The following is a 19268-nucleotide window of genomic DNA, read 5'->3' as shown; positions in this document are numbered from 1 at the left end:
CAGATAACTACACAAATTTACTTTAAAAAGAGTACCGAAGTTGTAGTAAAACTACTACAATATTTGAAGTTTTCGCAAATAATAATGCTCTAAAACCGAAAATTCTGGAGGCTTATAAGAAACTGACTACAGAGAATATCCCTCATAGAAAGAGTTACAACGCAAAATATCTATAAAATTCCCTCAAAACGACTTGTAGTAGAACTACTACAATTTTTCAACTTTTTGAAAAAGATGGTTTTTAAAAGAAAAACGGTTTTATCTTTGAATTATAGAAACGAAAGAATTTCAAAATCATCAAACAAAATATTAACAAATAAATTTTAGAAATCATGGCAGCAAACAATTCAAGAGCAGTCTTAAAATTCAACAACGGCGAGGAATCCAAAGTATTAAAACTGAACTACAGCGTAGCGAGATCTACCGATGTTTCAGGACGAGTAGCTTCTGATCCGAGCAACGCGATCATTAAAGTAACGATCGAAGCGACTGACAAGTCCGACATCATCGAATCTTTATTGAACGGAAAATACAAACCAACCGTTGGCGAAGTAACTTTCAACAAATCTCACGAAGAAGGAACTTTGATCAAATTGAACTGGGAAAACGGTTACGTGATTCAACATGAAGTAGATTTCGATGCGATCGACAGCAACAGTATGCTTATCTCATTTGTTATCAGCGCTGAGAAGATCAACTATGGTGGCGGTGCTTACGAAGGTGTTTGGCCGGGAATGTAATTAAGACCGAATCATTTATTTTAAAAAGCCCTGAATTAAATAGTCCAGGGCTTTTTTCATAAAGAGTAATGCAATATCAGTAATTATTTTATTTCCGTAGTTTCATATTATCATCAATAAGTAAAGTTCTATAATTATTTTTCAATAAAATTCTAAATAAAATGTAATACACAAAAACATCATTTAATTTTTTAACTTTACTCAAAGAGTAAGTGTACAGGATTTACAAAAAATTCGCTTTCGGAAACTTAAATTTAACTATTGATTCATGGTCGAAAATCTTTTAATATACGAAGTTCAGAGAAATGATACGCTTTTTTCGATTGCGGAAGGAATCGGAATGACATCTGAAGATTTACGAAATTTCCACAATGCAAACTGCCAAAAAGTTGGCTTGCTGTTATTCAATGGATTAACAGGAATACAAAAGATTGTTATACCTAAAGTATTTAAGAGTGAGGAGCAGATCCACCAGGAAAATAGAAACGCCGTTCCACCCAAAATTGTATCTCCCGATTTTTTTGCTCAGCGTTATCAAGTTTCAGAATCTTATGAGAGTGATTTTGAAAATAAAGTTGAAATTGATTACTCTTTAGATATAAAGCTTCAAGAAGATCAAAAAAACTCCGGTAAAAGTTTGATCGCTTCCGTACGATGCTTTGATTTTAAGAAAGCGGGTTCTAAACCAGATGATAAAATGAGCGAACTCTCTATGGCGTGTATGGAAAGTATTTCTCCGCTTCATTTGAAAATTAATTTGGATGGAAAAATTTCGGGAATTCATGAATTTAAAAACATTCAGAAAATCTTTGAAGAGAAGAGGAAGGACCTCGAAGATTTTTTTATCGGCGAAATTGCAACGAAATATATGGACAAATTCGCGGCAAGCATTAGCAATGAATCATATTTTGAAAAACAAATTCAGTCGACATTATTGTATCAGGTTTTGTTTCCTTCGATGAACTGGTTTTACAGAGAATCGGCCTGGAAAGAAGAATTTTTTTTAGTCAAGAACTCTTTTCCGCTTAATTGCATATTTAATGTGACGTTCGACCATATCAATTCGGAGGAAATTCAGAGTGACTTGCGCGGTGAAATTTCAGAAAATGTCAGTTTGCAAGAAATGCTTCGAGGGAAGCGATCAGGTGAAGAAGCTGAAGAGCAATTAACTGGATTAGTAGAACTGAAATATACAACTCATAAAAAGACCAAGCAATTAATAACAGCCGAAGGTGGTATTGCACTTTTGCTTGAGGATGAAATTTACAGAAAGCAGAAAATAAAATTATCAAAAATCTAAAAAGATGGGTGAATTAGATAAAGGTGGAAAATTACCGAGTTTAAAAACTCCATCACAAAAATCAGGAAACGCTGAATTTTCTCCGGATTTTGAAGGAGATTTTACTGATCCTTCCAATGGCTTATCAGATGGTGAAAATGAAAATGAAGATTTCATGTATGGATTTGATGGGGGTGAAGATCTAGGTTCAGATTTAGATTCAGAGGAGCCGAATGCTGCACAAAATCCCGAAGATGAGAAAGGTCCTGAAAAAGAAGAAGATAAAAATGAGGAGGACAAGGCGGTGGAAACCGAAAGTAAATCCAGCGAGCACGACGGCAAATATTTTGTGATTCAAAAAGGAATGTGCAAATGCGACCAAGGCTTTAAATTCCCAAAATTTAAAGTCACGAGTCACAAAAAACATTATTGGAATGATTCCGAAGGAGAAGCAGATTATCTGGCCGTAACTGAAGATGACCTCACTCTCGATCCACCTGCAATGTCCTTTGGACAATGTAAATTGAAACCTTCTTCTGGAGGATATCTACCCTGTTCTTATGCACCCGTCGGAAAATGGCAAAAACCTTATGAGAAAGTAAAAGTGATGGGACACAGTTGCCTCACGGAAATATCTGAGCTAATGTGTGCGGTTGGTGGAAAGATCACTATTATGAAACATGGGCAGCAGAGTGAGGCGGGAAAGAGTAATGTGAAAAAAGCAGATTCAAAGGAACAAGAAATTTATAATCCTGTAGTTGATTATGAAGAATTTGGGGAGGAGATTGAGGAAGATAATGAATATTCTTAATATATAAAAATGGCAAAAGGAATTTCATCAGTAAAAGGAAACAAACTCCCTAAAGTTGGCGAGGAAAATTTCTATGAAGTAGCAACTTATTATCCTGGTACAGCTGCATTAAAAAGTTATAATGATATAAAATGGAAACTTTATGTACAGCAATCTTCTGGAAGCTGGAGAGAGTTACGCGGTTTACTGAAAACCGGAAAACGAGTACCCTATTCATTCCCTCAAAAGTGGTTTGGAAAAAAACTTCTCATAGAGGCCTACATTCATTCGCCAGAAATGAAAGCTCCTCCTGGAATTATAATAACGCCAGTTGGGGGGGAATCTAAAATTGAATCGATCGGTTTTTTTGATTCCAACTGGAATGTGTTAAAAGAAACTCCTAAATACGGTCAAACGGTACAGGTAAGAATTAACACCAGCAATATGTTTGGTGAAACGCTGAAGGTAAGTTTATGGGAAAGAGATACCTACAGTGATACTGGACACGACGAATCAGAAAATACTAATGTTTGGGATAGTGAGAAATTATTTAAAGTTACCAATACTAATGGAAGAGTCGAATTCAAAATGCCACTTGATATCATGTGGAAGCTTAAAGCTGACAAAGGTATTTTGGATGTTGAAGGAAGTGAGCACGAATATTATTTATTGGTGAAAGGAAAGGGAGCCAAAACTAAATACTCTCCTCAGCAAAATGTAAAAGATGAGAATGCACCAGTTAAAGCACCAATTCCTGCGGGAAATCCATCATCTTCACCTGTACCTAAGCAAGAACCGCTACCGGTAAAAGGCGTTGGGCCTAATCCACCACCAACAAATGAAGGTGTTAGTCCGGCTAAAGCGCAAGGAAAAGATGATAAAAAAGAAGAAGGAAATTGTCCAAATTGTACGAAAGAAATAACGATTGATGAAGTTAACAAAGTTTTAGGAGATAAAGAAGATCAGAACTATAGAAAAAACATTGTTTTATTATTAAATAAATTCATCAGTTTAAGAAAAGGAACTAAGCAAGAATTACATATAAACACTTGTTTGCGAAAAGCGCACTATTTATCTGAGATTGCTACAGAAACATCTCTTTTAGAAAAAAAGCTGACCGAGGGAAATACTCCGCCCTATTATTCGGAGAATAATATTAAGAACATTTGGCCAGCACGATATAAAGAATTGGTAGGTAGCGGTAAACTATCAAAAGTTGCAGCTGAAAGACCTCAAAAGCAACTGCTAAATTTTGTATATGGCAAAAAGAATGGAAATAAAGGTGGGGGTGACGGTTGGAATTATCGAGGTAAGGGTTTGATACAATTAACGGGAAGAACCAACTATAATGATGCAAGTGTTTTTCTCAAAAAGGTTTTTCCAGAAGAATATGTTGATTTAGAAGAAAATTATGATAAAGTAGCAGAAATAAAATATGCTGTTTTATCTTCTATTGCATTTTGGGAAGGAAAGTCAATTTACAATGTTGCAGATATATCGAAAACAAAAGAAACCGTTCCGAACGTTAGATTTTTTATAAACAGTTATGATAAGGATAATCCCCACACAAAAAAATATTTTGAAAATGCCATTGAGGCCTTTAAGGTAACAGAATGTAAAAAAGATAAGGTTGATATTAAAAAATCGAATAGTAAAGTTGTATTAGATTTTGTTGGTAAAACAGCGAAAGAAAGTGCTTTGTCCGAAAAAACTAAAAATGTTCTGAGAGAAGTTGGTGAAGCATCAGGTAATTATTATATAGCGATAACAAGTACAGCAAGGACACCATATGATCAGGCACGAATCATGTATGATAATTGCAAATCGAATCTGAAAGAACAAAGGAGTACTTATAAAGCACCTGGTCAACGGGTTATCGATGTTTACGAAAATAACAGATCTAAATCCAGAGAATCCGTAATAAAGTTAATGGAACAAAAAATCAATGAGTTGGGTCCGTCGAACGTTTCCAAGCATTTAGCTAATCCTGAAATCCTAAATACGTTTGATATTGCATACGGAAATTTAAAGGATAAAAATAAATTTTTGAGTGAAATGAAAAAACGTACTGAACTGGATGAAATTTTAATAGAAAACAATTGCTACCATACTCAAATTAAACAAAAATAGTAATCATGAAAAACGTCTTCGTATTTATTATCTGTTGTTCTCTATTTTTAGCTTGTAAAAAAGAAAACCAATCTTCCAGTAAAAACTTATCAAGCGATAAAATAAAAACAGACACTGTAAGAATTGAAAATAAAAATCTCGTTATTTTTATAACTCCGACTTCAGCATATATTGACAGTTTAAAAAATTCATATAAAAATAAAGATGATTTTTTTACAATTGCAGATGATGCCAATTTTTATACCGCAGAAGCTGGCAATTATATCGTTAAACAAGGTATTGATACAATCAATATCACTAATCAGAAAATCTTAAAAATCGGTGAAAAAGTTATTAGTGTTTCAAAATACAAACCTTGGACTTTATTATTATATAAAAGTGGAGAATCTCAAATAAAAAATATTTTTCCTATTGATATTGAAAAAGAATTTTCTAACTATTATCCAAGAAACAAGGAAAATGATAACGGTAATTTAGAAGATTTTTTAACCAATAACAAATTCAATCCTTCAAATATTCTTTATAAAAATGAATTTGATTTTAATGATAACGGATTGCAATATTATATTTTAATATTAAATAAAGACGATAACCTAAAAACTCTCATTTCAATTGAAAAAGCGAACAATAATCTTTCATTATTATTTGCAAGCGACAATGCTATACCTTGTGAAGAATGTGGAAACGGCGCAGAGTCTTTTTATGATTATAAAGTTGAAAAAGGCAATTTATTGTTTAGTTCATCCTACAAATCAAATGAAGATATTTACAAAATAGATTTTAAATTTAGAAGCAATAAAGAGAATTATTTTGTTCTCGATAAAGTAATTGTTAATAATAGTAAAATTGGCGAATCAACCGAAAATATTGTTATTTTAGAAAAAAATAACTACGGTTCAATAACTTTAAAGGATTTCAATTATTCTGCTTTTATTGCAAAATACATCATTAAATAATTTTAATAAAAAAATATAATTTTATTAAATCACGTAATAATATTTCAAATATATTTAGGTAAGTAAAAAAGCATGCAATAGCATGCTTTTTTAGAAGCAGACGTTCATTGAAATTCGATAAAAAAACTCACTAAAAAAGGAATGTGCAAATGCGATCAGGGCTTTAAATTCCCAAAATTTAAATTCACGAGTCACAAAAAACATTATTGGAATGATGCCGAAGGAGAAGCAGATTATCTGGCCGTAACTGAAGATGACCTCACTCTCGATCCATCTGCAATGCCCTTTGGACAATGTAAATTGAAACCTTCTTCTGGAGGATACCTACCCTGTTCTTATGCACCGGTCGGAAAATGGCAGAAACCTTATGAAAAAGTAAAAGTGATGGGACACGGTTGTATGACAGAAGTGTCTGAATTTTTGTGTGCAGTTGGTGGGAAGATTACCATTATGAAACATGGGCAGCAGAGTGAGGCTGGGAAAAGTAATTTGAAAAAAGTAGATTCAAAGGAACAAAAGATTTATAATCTGATGATGGATTATGAGGAGTTTCAGGAGGAATTTAATGAAGATTATTACGAATATTATGTTTAAATTGGATTTGAAAAATAGTAGATCATGATTACCGGAACACAAAACCCAGTCGTAGGAAAAGACGAAATCTAGTAGTTTAATGATGGTTTAGATGTATTCAATACTTCTAATGCAACGTATGTTTGGAATATCTAGAAGAAAAAAGGAGGCAATTGGATAAATATCACCAACAAACCTCCAAAAATGTGACAGAAAGTTCACTTTAAATTTGGAGAAAAAGTAATTGACGAAGAATTTAAATTGGAAGTTTCTAAAGCCACCCCTAAATTGTTCAGCAAAGAATTTGAAGCGAAATCTGTGGGTGAAATTTTAGTCATTCCAGCTTCAAGTAAAATACCAAAGATCACGAAAGTAGAATTATTATATGTAGATGTTACAAAAGGTACAACTTTTAATTTTATGGAAAAACTGCGAGACAAAGCATATTGTGTCGGCATGTTTCGTAAGGATGTTATTTTCACACTTTGGGAAGATGATGTAAAAGGTTCCGGACATGATAGTAAGAATTTATTTGTAGATTCTAAACCGGGGGAAGTGAATTCACACGGTTTTGCTATTGCTGAATTTACGCTTACAAAAGCATTGATGCAAAAAACAATGCAGGGTGAACCTAAATCTAAAGATAAAGAAGGACAAACCGTGTTTATTTTATATTGTCATTTAAACAAGATATATGTTAAAAAAGGAGATAAAGTTAAGCATTGACAAAAAGTCGCACAATCTGGCTCTACAGGTAATGCTTCAAGCAGCGAGTTTCCAAATGGAAAAAGTGGTAGCGGAATAAATAAAAAATATTGGCATTGTCATATAGAGGCGGCAAAACGAGGAGGAGGTTACAATAACTTCCTCGATTTGGGCTCTTATCGAGTAAAAGCTGAAAATTACATGAAAACAAAATTTAACAAAGATGGGAATTCGATTTAGTAAATTTATAGTATTTCTAACTATGCTATTATCACTTATTTCTTGCAAAAATGACGCGCAGAAAATAAGTGTAAACAAACAAATAACTGAAAAAATAGTTCAATCAACTGATTTTTTTAATAAAAAGTATTTCAATGGATATCAAATGTCAGTTGATGAATCAACACGATCGGAACACCCGTTTAATAGTTTTTTAAATTGTGAAAAAGAAGGATATTTCAGTATACATTTTATCCCAAAAAACGATTCTTTAGTTGCTTTTTGGAAAAATAAATATTTTAAAGAAAATAAATATGAATATGATGATTCAGAAACTGAAAATTCAATTATTGCAAAATTATTAACCGGAAACAATGATCAATACAATATATTTTCATATCAAATAGACAAGGAATATTTACAGTCAAATAATGGCTGTACAACAGAAAGTGTATTTCTAAAAGATAAAACTATAGCTAAAATATATTATTATGATCAGGAAAATAAAAAATGGAATTTTTTAAAAAATATAGAGAGCCATAAATTGCCTCCTTATGTCAGTAGCGATTTTTTTAAAATTAGTTTCCCTAAATTCTTTAATATAAATATTGTCGGAAATAAGAAAAATTCTCAATTAGAGGAAAAACATGTGAAAATTCCTGATATAAAATCATCTAATACCGACATAACAAAAATTGAGGTTTACGGTACTTTTAAATCTAAATGTACAAATAAAAAAGACAGCTATCTTTTATTAATTGGAAGCAAATTTAACAAATTCAATGAAGGAACAATAGAAATATATAATCAAAATAAGAGTTTTCTTGCAAAAATGATGATTGAATATTTGCCAGAAAATCAGACAATTATTTATATTGGTACAAGTATTACAGGTGATGGAATTGATATAAAAACGCTCACTACTTTTTCTAAAGGAAATATTATTGCAAAAGTTGATATCATTGATGAAAATAAGATATCCATCAATTGGTTTGGTTTGTACAATGATAAAACTAAAAAGAGAATGTTTGAAGATAATCCTTTTGGGAAAGGGAAGAATGCTGTTATACGGAGGTGTAACAATTAATCTGAGGGTATGACATCACTTTGCATCACAAATGTCAAAATCAATCTTTCTTCTCATTCTTCTTGTTTTAAGTTGTCAAAAATCTATCAATAAAGCTGAAATGAATTCTAATCTCAATGCAACTCAAAATAATTACCTGCTTCGGCTGCTGATCATATTGCCAAAAATTTAACTCTTGAATAATATTTTCAGGATCTGGGTCACTCAAGTACCCTTTAGACTCTTAAAAATTGCAAAGATGTTTTTGTAAGAATAGAAAACAGATCCTCTGAAAAAATCGCATTAGAATTGTATGTGAAAATAATATTTCTGAAAATGCTGGTGACGTGCGAAATACTGAAAGTCCGGATTCCTGGCTTGAATTTTTGCTGGCTTCAAAGCAATTATTTGATATTAATTTTGATCCGGATGATTAAGGGAGTAAATGCTATTCATGTTGAGATTAAAAACTAAAACTATGAGAAATACTTTTCTGTTTTTTTTACTTATTATTATTACTTGTCTTGAGATTAGTTGTAAAAAGAGTAAGTCAAATTTTATTAGCCCAATAAATACAAAAAATGATTCATTAAAGATTAATGCTTTTATAAAAAAAATAAATCATTTTGAATATACTCAACTGGGGATTGACTGTAAAGAAAATAATCTTAATGGTGTTCAAGAACTAATAGAAAAAGGAGCTAATATAAATTATGCAAAAAAAGATGATATATATAACTATGACGCATTGTATGTAAGCATTGAGAATAATCGACTATCAATTGTTGAGTATTTACTTCTAAAAAAAGCCAAAGTAAATCAAATCTACACCGATGATGGATTAACACCTTTATCTTTTGCATGTAAATTAAATTACTATGAAATAGCTAAAATATTAATTGAAAAAGGTGCTAAAATTAACGGAATTATCTTAGCAGATAGTGATTATAAAATTACACCATTGTTTATGGCTTTAGAAAATAACAATTTTGAATTAACAAAATTATTATTAGAGAAAGGAGCAGGTATTCAAATTAAAGATGAAAACAATAACAGTGCAGAGGATATTGCTTTAAAAAAAGGAGGTAAATGGATTTCACTTTTTAAAGATAATGAACTGAAAAACTCTGGCATCGAAAAAAAATGGAAAGGAATTTACTATTACCGACCGTATGATAATATAGATTCATTGGGTAATTATTATGTAAATATCCAACAAGATAATTCAGAATTTGGTTTTAGCGGTACAAAATCTTTTAGCAATAAATTGAATATTGATTCGGCGAATGACACGCTGGTTTTATATGACAAGAAAACCTCTAATTTAATTGGCAAAGTTTTTAAAAAGAATGATCAATTTTGGCTTACAAGTAATCTCGTAAAAAACTATAAAAAAGCAAATGTTGGAAAAAATCAGTTCCCATTAAATTTTGCAAAATCTTCAGAGGACATAGAATAATGACATACTACGCAAATTAATATTATAAATTGGAGACCAAACCGAGTGAGCCAATCATGAATATTATGTTACGGCGAGTTATGGCGGCAAGATCAAAAAAGCGAGTCAGATAAATGTTGATGTGGTGAATCCTGATCATAAACCGAAACCACCCCAGAAAACACCAACTAGTCAAAAAAAAACATCCTCAAATGGTGCTGTATTTTCAGGGACCAATTCTAAGCCAATGAAGCGTATCTATTTGAGCCAGAAGGTGGAGGATTGATGATTACACCTAAAGCTGCAGCAATTCCAAAAATGAATAGAGCAGAGTTATTTTATGTCTATAATACGTTAGTATACTGATACGTAACTTTCACCACATAAAAGTGATTTTCATGGTAGAACAGGTGGAAAGGATGATGGGCTAGGTTTATATGCTCCCGTTGGTACCCAAGTTTACGCTGGTATTGATGGTGAGATAACTTATTTGGAGGATAAAGGTGGTTATGGGCACAGGACTTTTTTAGAAGGTAATTATAAAGGAGAAAAGTACTTCTTAATGTATTGTCATCTTTCAGAGTATAAAACAGGAACTGTAAAAGCTGGTGATCCGATAGGTAAAACTGGTCAGACAGGAAATTCAAAAGGTCAAGCGGCAAAAATGGACCATCTGCATTTTGAAGTCAGAAAAATAAAATGACGAAACCTCCATTTGACCCATTACACGAATTGCTGAACTAGGACGTAATGTGAATACAAAACCAGATAAAAATACACAAACAGGCATACTATGATCAAACAGGCATTTTATTTTATAATAATACTAGTAACATTTTTTAATTCTTGCAAAGAAACCCCAAAAATAAGAGGTAATCCAAATGATTTATCATTAGAAAAAAAAATCAATAAAAAAGAATATAAAATTCCTGATGATCTGATAATAGACAGTCAAGAAGAAATAAATATTGACAATGACGAGTCAAAAGAAATAATAATTACCGCAGTTGATAAGAACGCAGATTATTTTTATGAGTTTTGGTTCAAAGACGCTAAGGAGGGGATTAAGAAAGAAAATTACATTAGTGAGAATTTACCTAAAACAGTAAAAGCAATACAATCGCCACTGGTTTTCACAAAAATTAGTGAGACAAGGAATAACTTTAAAATTGATGGCAAGCTATTCGAATCTGACTATGACATCGATGGTAAGCTCATTCGATTTCATTTGACAAGTGTTAAAGGTGAAGGATTTAGTTATGAAATATACAGTGAAGGAAAAAAAATTGGCACTACTCAGAAAGATTCATGGACGCACGAACCCTTTTATTACAAAAATGAAAATATTGGAGTTCTTTTCATTGCAAACGGTGATGAAGGAGGAATTTGGGGTTACAGTGTTTTTATGAAAATTGATAATAAATTTGTTAATCTTGGATTTGTTGAATTCTCATCTGTAGTTGATACACCACTAAATAAATTTTTAGAGTTAGATCAAAAAGATAATTACGTAATATTTAATTTTTTAGAACCCGAGATCTTTTATGGTAATAAAATTAACAGTAGTAAATTGATTTTAAAAATAGATATTGAAAAATTGAAACTATTAAATTCAGGCAGTGATAAACCTTCCTCTTCAGATTAACCCAAATTTTTGCTTAGTCCCCAATTTTTATGCGTGATCCCAAATAATGACGTTGGCATATGTTACCAAATTGAGAAATTTGAACTTGATATAGCAGGAGTATATTACTAAAAAATCAGGAACATTAGTTCCTGATTAGGTTAAGTCATTGTTAGACTTGTTTGTAGAGAGGATGGGATTCTCATCTATTATATTTCTAAATTTACTAAACTATCATTTTCCTTTATTAATAGAGGTTGTACGAGTTTTTGTATTTTAAGATATTTCTTAAATATCATTGCATATCATAAAAAATGGCTGTAGATTTGGCTGTAAATATTTTTTATGATTAACATTAAAAGAAAAATAACAGTTGATATTGAAAGAAGAAAAAAGAAAGGTGTAGTTGTTAATGATAACGCACCAATATTTATTCGTCTAACCTTTTTATCTAATAGAATAAATTTTTATAGCGGTTTCAGAATAAATATTTCTGACTGGGATGCCGAAAAAAAGGAAGTCATTTCTGGTCGAACAAATTCCAGTGAACAAACTGCTGAAGAAATAAACATTAAAATTGACAAGTATAAATCTGCAATTCAGTCGTTCTTTTACGAATGTCAAATCAAAAATCAGATACCAACTATTGAAGAGGTTAAGGATGCTTATGAAAAGATAAAAAATGATGGTGTAGAAGTAAAAAAAATAAAAAAGTTAAAGGTTGAATTAATAAAAGTTGAACCTAAAGAAGAAATATCATTTTATAAAGTGTTTGACGAATTCACTTCCTATAATGGAAAAATTAATAATTGGACAACTGATACTTATGCAAAGTTAAAAACTCTAAAAACTCATTTGGAAGCGTTTAATCCAAAACTTAGATTTGAGGATTTAACTTTGGAAGGATTAAGCAATGTTCTAACTTTTTTTAGCAAAACATTAAAACTTCGAAATACAACTACCAAAAAATACATTGAAAATATTAAGTGGTTCTTAAGATATGCTGTAAAAAAGGGATATACAGAAATTAAATCATTTGAAGATTTTCAACCAAAACTTAAAATCGCAAAAAAGAAACTCATTTTTTTAACGGAATCTGAAATTTTGCAAATAAAAAACTTTGAGATACCGGAAACTAAATTATATCTAGACCGCGTTCGCGATGTTCTTCTTTTCCTTTGCTATTCTGGTTTGCGCCATTCCGATGCTTACAAATTGAAAAAATCAGACATTAAAGACGGCAGATTTGATGTTACAACTCTAAAAACAAACGATAGCCTTGTAATTGAACTTAATAAAACATCTCAAGATATTATTGATAAATATAAAGATATTCCTTTCCAAAATGATAAAGCGCTTCCGGTTATTTCTAACCAGAATATGAACGAATATTTGAAGGAGCTTGGAGAGTTAGCAAAAATAAATGAATCTATTACCGAAACATATTTCATAGGTAATGAAAGACACGATGAAACTAAACCCAAGTATGAACTTTTAAGTAGTCATGTTGGAAGGCGTTCTTTCGTATGTTTATGCATTGCGAAAGGAATCGGTTTACAAATAATTATGAAATGGACAGGACATTCAGATTACAAATCGATGAAACCATATATCGAAGTTGCAGATTCAACAAAAGCGATTGAGATGAAAAAATTAAATTTTTAGGAAATGAAAACAAGTGAACATTTAGCCTTCCTACAAAGAATAGCAACTAGTTTTAATGCAGTTCGAAATACAAGTGATATTAGTAAGGGTTTATTAGACAAGATCATATTTTTCTGTAAAATAGATGATGCTCTAGTTTATGAAGATTTGCTGCGAAGCGAAAATATTCCACTTCTTTTAAGTGAATATAAAGAACTAATATCAGAGATTAAGAAGAAATTTAACGATAGTCAAAGTTTAATACAAGAGTTTTCTGTAAGTGTCTTCTTTGAACAATTACTGCTTCCTTATGATTACAAAATTGAGGTTGAAAGCAAACGACTTGAGTCGTACAGAAATGAAGATAGTTTGCTGCAAAGTCAATTAGAATCGTGGAGTATGAAATATTCCGAAGAATCTGTTGAGATGAAAAATTTAACCAGGGATTTCGAAATTGCTAATAGTGAATACAATTTTCAGAAGCAAAAACTTGAGATTGTTCAAAAAGAAAGAGATGAGTTTTTTGAAAATAATTCTAATAGTCTTTATTTCAGTTTCAGTCCATTTCTAGAAAAAATGGACATTATAGAAAAATGGATACTGCGACTTTCCAACTCAAATACTTTTTCACAAATTATATTTAAGGATGAGGATTCCATAGAATTAGCCTATTCGATTTTAATTAAAATGAGTCTGTTGAAAACTGTTTCACTGCCAGAATTTTATAATCAGATTACATTAAATAAGGTGCTTAGTCTCGAAAAAAACCCGAGTAAGGATAAATATATTGCTTATTCAATAAACAAATTGAAAGCATTTATTGTTGACAATAAAAAAGAAATATGGGAGAAGACGATTGTAGAATATTTTCAAATCCAAAATTTTGATAAAATAAAGACTGTTAACCAAGATCACCTAAAAACTAAAGATCATGAAGAAATTGATTTAAAAATAAGCAATTATTTTGAAAGTCTCAAGAGTTAAAATAGTCGCAGAGAGTCTTGAAATTTATTATTCTCTAATAAAATAGATGCAAATGACCTCATAAAGTCCTATTACATTTTTTTGCATTTTATTTTTATTTTTTATTTTATAAAGCATTGAATATCAGTATTAAATTATTGATATTTTTTTATTTCCATTTTTCTCCATTTCGAATTTTATGTCTATTTGCAATGTTAAGAACGGGCATATTAATTATTAAACTTTAAATAAAATTCAAAATGAAAATCGAAAATCTTTTAGAAAAGCCAATCTGGCAAATGACAGGTCAAGAATTTTTGACATTAAATGAACAGTGTAGAAGTACGGAAGATCAGCAAATTGTTTCTATTTCTGAAAACCCCTTAAGTAAAAAGTATGTTTACGGAATTCGTGGAATTGCAAATCTTCTCAATTGCAGCATTGCAAAAGCAAATCGTATAAAAAAAAGAGGAATTATTGATGAAGCTATAATTCAGGAGGGACGTTCTATCATGGTTGATGTTGAATTGGCTTTAAGTCTAATTAAAAACAATATGTAAGATGGCGCAAATGGAAAACGCCCGGTTACCCGACGAAAATCACAAAGGCGCATCATTTTTCGACTCAAACAATAATACTGAAAATTTTCATATTCTCAACGGATTAAAAGAAGATTTCAAACTTGTTTCAGGAAAAACTATATTTCCGGGAGGTATATTCCCGCCGATAATGCAAAATCTAATAAGAGAATTAGAAAGTACCTTAAACTTTTCTCCAGATTATACATCGGCTTCAATTCTTTATGCTGTTTCAGTTTCGATCGGCAATCGAATCCAACTGAAAGTAAAAAATAGTTGGCTGGAAAAATCAAATTTATACTTGGTTCTTGTCGGCAGAACGGGCGATGTAAAAAGCCATTCGGTTTCATTTTGTCTTAATCCTTTAGTGAAATTGGATAAGGAGAATTTTGAACAATATCTCCATAAAAAGAAAGAATTTGAACAACTGCCAGTAGAAGAAAAATCTAAAACTACAGTTCCTTTTCTTCGTCAATTATTGCTTAATGATTTTACACCAGAAGCATTTGTAAAAGCCCATTATTTTAATCCGCGAGGAATTGGTTTATATACCGATGAAATTGCAGGCTTCTTTAATTCTTTCAATCAATATCGGAAAGGAAGTGAGGAAGAATCCTATTTGTCCGCTTGGAGTGGAAAGCCCATTATAAAAAATAGGATTTCAGGCGAGGAAATGAGAGTTGATAATACAAAAGTAGATATTATCGGAACCATGCAGGAAGCGATTTTATCGAGTGTTTTTCAGTCAAATAAAATGAAAAATGGATTTATCGATCGTCTTCTTTTTGTGTTGCCGCATAAATACGTCGACAATAAATGGAACGACCTCGATTTAGATGAGAAATATATTAAATGGTATTCAGAATTTATCAATAAAATTTATAACCTGGCCGAGAATTCAGAAGTGATACTGGAATTTCATCCTGAAGCAAAGGATTATTTATACAAATGGCAAAACTGCCAAAAAAACGATTTTGATTTTGAATACCAGAGAGGCGTTTCCGTGAAACTCCAACAATATGTTTTGAGATTTTCAATTCTAATCGAAGTGATTCATGCGGTTTGTAATGATGAGAAACTTCAGTTGATCTCTTTAAAAACCCTAAAATCTGCAATTAAATTTAGAGATTATTTTTTTGAAAATGCAGTCCGTGTTTTTGAAATTATTAACAATACTTACTATGATTCATTGACAGAAATACAAAAAAATGTGTTTGACAAACTTCCTCAACAATTCAAAACAGGAGAAGGAATTGAAATAATTTCTAAAGAAGATCTAATGAAAATTAGAAGCTTTAAAAACTTTTTAAAAGATGAAAAACTCTTTAAAAAAATCGCTCATGGGATTTACGAAAAACAAGTTTTTTAAAACAGGTTATCAATTTACTACTGCATTATCTGCATTATTGCACTTTGGGTTTTAAAACACTGAATATTAAACACTTAATAGTGGTCTAAAATGCAATAAAGTGTAAAAAGTACAAAATACATCTTTTTAAAAGTGCAAAAAATGCAACGAAAGTGCAATGAAAAACAAACTTCAATCACCTATGAATAAAGGATAGTGCAAAAAATGTAAAAAGTGCAAGTATGAAAAGATACCGGTATAATTTAGACCCAAGTTCTAAGAAATATAAATGTCCCAATTGCGGTCAGTTTACATTGGTAATTTTCATTGATTCTGAAACAGGAGAACTCATGGAGAATTACGGAAGATGTGATAGAGAATCTAAGTGTGGTTTATTTTACCATCCTTCGAAAGATGGATTTCAAAATTTTCAAAATTTAGGAGTTATGGATAATCTATTTTATGAAATCTCACCTTCGTTTCATAAAAATGATTTGGTAGAATTATCAATGAATTATGATAATAATTTCGTGAAATATTTAAGATTTTTATTTGGAAGTTCAACAGCAAATTCGGTTCAAAAAAACTACAAAATTGGAACACTTCCAGAATTTAATAATGGAACAATTTTCTGGCAAATTGATGATGATAAAAAAGTGAGAGCGGGAAAAGTAATCCAATATTTTGAAACCGGAAAAAGAACAAAAAATATTACATGGATTCATAAATTTTTAATAATGAAAAAAGAAATTTTAGATTACAATTTATCACAATGTTTGTTTGGGTTACAATTGACAATTGATAACAAAAAAAGCATAATCGCGTTAGTAGAATCAGAAAAAACCGCTTGTATAATGAGTGTGATATTTCCATATTTTTTATGGTTGTCTTGTGGTGCAAAAGGCGAGTTTAAATTGAAAAAATTAGAAGCAATTAAACAGAGAAAAATCATCGCATACCCAGACTGTGAAATTCAAAAAAATGGTTCAACTACCTACCAAGAATGGAAGAGAAAAGCAGAAGGTTTTAATGCAAATGGATTTGATATTTACGTTTCTGATTTGCTTGAAAAGGAGACAACGGACCAACAAAAAAAGGACGGGATTGATATTGCAGATTTCTTCATGAAAAAACTATACAAAAATTAATAAAAACGGTTTTTATATCGAGATGTGCTAATTGCGCTACAAATCGTTCCGACTTTGCATCTTATCAGCATCCCGCTTTTTCTCCCGATGGTCAAAAAAGGAAAAATTGCTTCACAATTTTAGAATAAAAAGTAAACAAATCAAATATGAAAAATAAGGAATTTCGGTTCAGGGTTTCACCGCTTGAACACCAAATTATTAAAAACAAAATCTCAAAAACAGGTCTGTCAATTTCAGAATTTATGCGGAGACTTTCTTTGGATTTAGAACTCAAAAACAAACTCACAGATGATGAAATTGAATGCTATAAAAACCTTTCAAAATATGCCGATAATTTCCGCAGGATTTCGAATTTATTTAAACTTGGTGATGTTACTGGTGTGAAAACCCACACACTAGAAACTTCAAGACTGATTAGTAAACATCTGGATAAATTTAAATAAAATGATAGGCAAAGCAAAATCATGCGTTGGTGGTTTTTCACTTTTCAATTATGTAGTTGATGATGAAAAAGGAATAGAATTATTGAGAAATAATCTTTGTGGAGAGACTCCAGTTGAACTTATGAGAGAGATGCAAATTATCCAAAATTTAAATCAAAAAGCGACAAATAAACTCATATCAATGGTTCTTTCTCCGCACGTAGAAGATGGCGAAAAATTGACTTTAAAACAACTAGAAAATTTAACAAAAGAATTCCTGGAAGAATTAGAAATTGATCCGGGAAATTCGCAGTTCATTGCTTTTTTGCACACAGAAAAACGGCATCGCCATATTCACATACTGTTTAACAGAGTAGATGAAAATGGGAAATTATTGAAAGATAATCATATCGGAAAATTAGCACAGTGGGCTGCACACAGGTTTGCAGAAAAAAACGGATTGATATCAGCAAAACAAATAAAAATTGATAAAATAAAAGAAGCAGAACAAATTCAATTTGGTTTTAAAAATTTAAGAAAGGAAATCTATCAAAAGCATTTGAATGTAATCGCAACGAAACCAAAAACAATGGAGAAATATTTATCTGAAATGATGAAACATGGTGTAAAATTCATACCAACTATCAATAGGCAAGGAAAATTGCAGGGTTTTAGGATTCGAGATATGGAAAGTCAAACTGAAATGAAAGCGAGCGAAGTCCACCGAAATATGGGACTAAAAAACCTTTTAGATTCTGGATTATTTTTTCAGGATAAAAATTTTGATTTAAGTAATGTAATGCAGGAATCAAATCAATTTAGCATTCAAAAAGTTCAAGAAGAATCAATTATTGCAGAAAAAAGAAATAACAATTTTCCTACAAACAATATTTTTACATTTAGTCCAAATATTGTTGATCACACCGAAGATGAATTAAAAAGAAAACGTAAAAAAACATTTAAAAGAAGATAAAATGACACAGAAATTAAAATCACAAGATTTGATGGAACTCTTCAATGAGAAACTTGATATAGCAATTGAAAAGTTTGATTTGAATGAGAAAATAATTACTACAGTTAATAAAAAGTTGGAAGAAATTAAAAATTCTTCTCTTAAAGTTGAATATGAACCACTGGGTACAGTAGTTCAAGAAAACGCAAAAATGTTTAAGGAGCACAGAAGTGAATTATTAAATATTTTTGAAAAACAGATTTTCACGATGAAAATTGTTGCTAAAGAAAAAGAGAAATATCAATTGTATTTTTATGGTGCTTTGACTGTTCTTTTGTTTTTATGCACAGGTTTACTTTCTTATGGCATTGATCAACAGTACGAGAAAAAAGATGCAGAAAGAAAATTAAAATTTTATTCATCAGAAGCATACAGAATGAATAGTTATCTGAAGGAGAAAAAATTAATTGAGAAATATGAAAATTGGCTACAAAGTAAAAAGCACTAACTGGTATAAGAGAAGTTAATCAAAGTATGTAAATATTATGACTACATGAATAGGCGATTTTTCCAGATTATAACAAATTTTAATAAGGTAGACGGCAATTTATAAAAGATTGACGGGTAGGAATTAAGTCTTGAACAAATGATAAATGATTTTGATAAATTTAAATCCCTATATTTGGACAAAAT

18 protein-coding genes and 2 pseudogenes are annotated in these 19268 nt (G+C 30.8%); all 20 read left to right on the top strand.

The window, feature by feature from the left end:
• The first annotated feature begins 332 nt into the window (after window positions 1–332).
• The 20 genes and pseudogenes from tssD (at window position 333) to ACZ9HT_RS13360 (ending at window position 19083) form a co-directional block, all read left to right on the top strand.
• The gene (gene tssD / locus ACZ9HT_RS13455; protein WP_125025949.1) at window positions 333–740 is read left to right on the top strand and encodes a type VI secretion system tube protein TssD; all 408 of its coding nucleotides are present in this window, start codon (window positions 333–335) and stop codon (window positions 738–740) included.
• Between the two features lie 268 nt (window positions 741–1008).
• Window positions 1009–2040, top strand: a complete 1032-nt coding sequence (locus tag ACZ9HT_RS13450; RefSeq protein WP_476041003.1) for a hypothetical protein — start codon at window positions 1009–1011, stop codon at window positions 2038–2040.
• A gap of 4 nt (window positions 2041–2044) precedes the next feature.
• Window positions 2045–2830 carry a DUF4280 domain-containing protein gene (locus tag ACZ9HT_RS13445; protein ID WP_476041002.1) on the top strand — a complete coding sequence of 262 codons (786 nt, stop codon included), beginning with the start codon at window positions 2045–2047 and terminating at the stop codon, window positions 2828–2830.
• Between the two features lie 9 nt (window positions 2831–2839).
• Complete coding sequence (locus tag ACZ9HT_RS13440; RefSeq protein ID WP_476041001.1) at window positions 2840–4939, top strand: hypothetical protein; 2100 nt, start codon at window positions 2840–2842, stop codon at window positions 4937–4939.
• Window positions 4940–4944: 5 nt separating this feature from the next.
• Complete coding sequence (locus ACZ9HT_RS13435) at window positions 4945–5895, top strand: hypothetical protein (RefSeq protein ID WP_476041000.1); 951 nt, start codon at window positions 4945–4947, stop codon at window positions 5893–5895.
• Between the two features lie 141 nt (window positions 5896–6036).
• Entirely contained in the window at window positions 6037–6489 is a 453-nt protein-coding gene (locus tag ACZ9HT_RS13430) for a DUF4280 domain-containing protein (RefSeq protein WP_476040999.1), read from the top strand.
• 240 nt (window positions 6490–6729) lie between these two features.
• Window positions 6730–7194 (top strand): hypothetical protein, encoded by a 465-nt coding sequence (locus ACZ9HT_RS13425; RefSeq protein WP_476040998.1) that lies wholly within the window; start codon window positions 6730–6732, stop codon window positions 7192–7194.
• Window positions 7195–7396: 202 nt separating this feature from the next.
• Window positions 7397–8479, top strand: coding sequence for a hypothetical protein (locus ACZ9HT_RS13420; protein WP_476040997.1), 1083 nt, complete (start codon window positions 7397–7399; stop codon window positions 8477–8479).
• A gap of 457 nt (window positions 8480–8936) precedes the next feature.
• Complete coding sequence (locus tag ACZ9HT_RS13415) at window positions 8937–9917, top strand: ankyrin repeat domain-containing protein (RefSeq protein WP_476040996.1); 981 nt, start codon at window positions 8937–8939, stop codon at window positions 9915–9917.
• Window positions 9918–10329: 412 nt separating this feature from the next.
• Window positions 10330–10599 (top strand): annotated as a pseudogene (locus tag ACZ9HT_RS13410) (M23 family metallopeptidase); the annotation flags it as partial.
• A gap of 90 nt (window positions 10600–10689) precedes the next feature.
• A complete protein-coding gene (locus tag ACZ9HT_RS13405; RefSeq protein ID WP_476040995.1) occupies window positions 10690–11541 on the top strand; it encodes a hypothetical protein in 852 nt (283 codons plus the stop codon).
• A 324-nt stretch (window positions 11542–11865) separates the two neighbouring features.
• Window positions 11866–13185: a site-specific integrase gene (locus ACZ9HT_RS13400; RefSeq protein WP_476040994.1), complete on the top strand. Its 1320-nt coding sequence runs from the start codon at window positions 11866–11868 to the stop codon at window positions 13183–13185.
• A 3-nt stretch (window positions 13186–13188) separates the two neighbouring features.
• Window positions 13189–14148, top strand: a complete 960-nt coding sequence (locus ACZ9HT_RS13395) for a hypothetical protein (RefSeq protein WP_476040993.1) — start codon at window positions 13189–13191, stop codon at window positions 14146–14148.
• Window positions 14149–14387: 239 nt separating this feature from the next.
• Window positions 14388–14687, top strand: a complete 300-nt coding sequence (locus tag ACZ9HT_RS13390; RefSeq protein ID WP_476040992.1) for a DUF3853 family protein — start codon at window positions 14388–14390, stop codon at window positions 14685–14687.
• Window positions 14688–14697: 10 nt separating this feature from the next.
• Window positions 14698–16074 (top strand): DUF3987 domain-containing protein, encoded by a 1377-nt coding sequence (locus tag ACZ9HT_RS13385; RefSeq protein WP_476040991.1) that lies wholly within the window; start codon window positions 14698–14700, stop codon window positions 16072–16074.
• Window positions 16075–16295: 221 nt separating this feature from the next.
• Window positions 16296–16463 (top strand): annotated as a pseudogene (locus ACZ9HT_RS13380) (PG0870-related protein); the annotation flags it as partial.
• 120 nt (window positions 16464–16583) lie between these two features.
• Complete coding sequence (locus ACZ9HT_RS13375) at window positions 16584–17201, top strand: DUF6371 domain-containing protein (RefSeq protein ID WP_476041006.1); 618 nt, start codon at window positions 16584–16586, stop codon at window positions 17199–17201.
• A gap of 146 nt (window positions 17202–17347) precedes the next feature.
• Window positions 17348–17644 (top strand): plasmid mobilization protein, encoded by a 297-nt coding sequence (locus tag ACZ9HT_RS13370; protein ID WP_476040990.1) that lies wholly within the window; start codon window positions 17348–17350, stop codon window positions 17642–17644.
• A gap of 1 nt (window position 17645) precedes the next feature.
• Complete coding sequence (locus tag ACZ9HT_RS13365) at window positions 17646–18596, top strand: relaxase/mobilization nuclease domain-containing protein (protein ID WP_476040989.1); 951 nt, start codon at window positions 17646–17648, stop codon at window positions 18594–18596.
• Between the two features lies 1 nt (window position 18597).
• A complete protein-coding gene (locus ACZ9HT_RS13360; RefSeq protein WP_476040988.1) occupies window positions 18598–19083 on the top strand; it encodes a hypothetical protein in 486 nt (161 codons plus the stop codon).
• Window positions 19084–19268: the final 185 nt, after the last annotated feature.

The sequence above is a fragment of the Chryseobacterium sp. UYP7 genome (genome assembly GCF_056279225.1).
Note: the sequence above shows the minus strand (reverse complement) of the source record. Positions and strands in the feature narration are given on the sequence as shown.

What these genes read in the sequence shown, in the direction of transcription:
- ACZ9HT_RS13400 (WP_476040994.1), top strand. Translation starts at nt 11,866, where the DNA reads ATGATTAACATTAAAAGAAAAATAACAGTTGATATTGAAAGAAGAAAA.
- ACZ9HT_RS13365 (WP_476040989.1), top strand. Translation starts at nt 17,646, where the DNA reads ATGATAGGCAAAGCAAAATCATGCGTTGGTGGTTTTTCACTTTTCAAT.
- ACZ9HT_RS13415 (WP_476040996.1), top strand. Translation starts at nt 8,937, where the DNA reads ATGAGAAATACTTTTCTGTTTTTTTTACTTATTATTATTACTTGTCTT.
- ACZ9HT_RS13395 (WP_476040993.1), top strand. Translation starts at nt 13,189, where the DNA reads ATGAAAACAAGTGAACATTTAGCCTTCCTACAAAGAATAGCAACTAGT.
- ACZ9HT_RS13440 (WP_476041001.1), top strand. Translation starts at nt 2,840, where the DNA reads ATGGCAAAAGGAATTTCATCAGTAAAAGGAAACAAACTCCCTAAAGTT.
- ACZ9HT_RS13420 (WP_476040997.1), top strand. Translation starts at nt 7,397, where the DNA reads ATGGGAATTCGATTTAGTAAATTTATAGTATTTCTAACTATGCTATTA.
- ACZ9HT_RS13445 (WP_476041002.1), top strand. Translation starts at nt 2,045, where the DNA reads ATGGGTGAATTAGATAAAGGTGGAAAATTACCGAGTTTAAAAACTCCA.
- ACZ9HT_RS13435 (WP_476041000.1), top strand. Translation starts at nt 4,945, where the DNA reads ATGAAAAACGTCTTCGTATTTATTATCTGTTGTTCTCTATTTTTAGCT.
- ACZ9HT_RS13360 (WP_476040988.1), top strand. Translation starts at nt 18,598, where the DNA reads ATGACACAGAAATTAAAATCACAAGATTTGATGGAACTCTTCAATGAG.
- ACZ9HT_RS13385 (WP_476040991.1), top strand. Translation starts at nt 14,698, where the DNA reads ATGGAAAACGCCCGGTTACCCGACGAAAATCACAAAGGCGCATCATTT.
- ACZ9HT_RS13430 (WP_476040999.1), top strand. Translation starts at nt 6,037, where the DNA reads ATGTGCAAATGCGATCAGGGCTTTAAATTCCCAAAATTTAAATTCACG.
- ACZ9HT_RS13370 (WP_476040990.1), top strand. Translation starts at nt 17,348, where the DNA reads ATGAAAAATAAGGAATTTCGGTTCAGGGTTTCACCGCTTGAACACCAA.
- tssD (WP_125025949.1), top strand. Translation starts at nt 333, where the DNA reads ATGGCAGCAAACAATTCAAGAGCAGTCTTAAAATTCAACAACGGCGAG.
- ACZ9HT_RS13390 (WP_476040992.1), top strand. Translation starts at nt 14,388, where the DNA reads ATGAAAATCGAAAATCTTTTAGAAAAGCCAATCTGGCAAATGACAGGT.
- ACZ9HT_RS13450 (WP_476041003.1), top strand. Translation starts at nt 1,009, where the DNA reads ATGGTCGAAAATCTTTTAATATACGAAGTTCAGAGAAATGATACGCTT.
- ACZ9HT_RS13405 (WP_476040995.1), top strand. Translation starts at nt 10,690, where the DNA reads ATGATCAAACAGGCATTTTATTTTATAATAATACTAGTAACATTTTTT.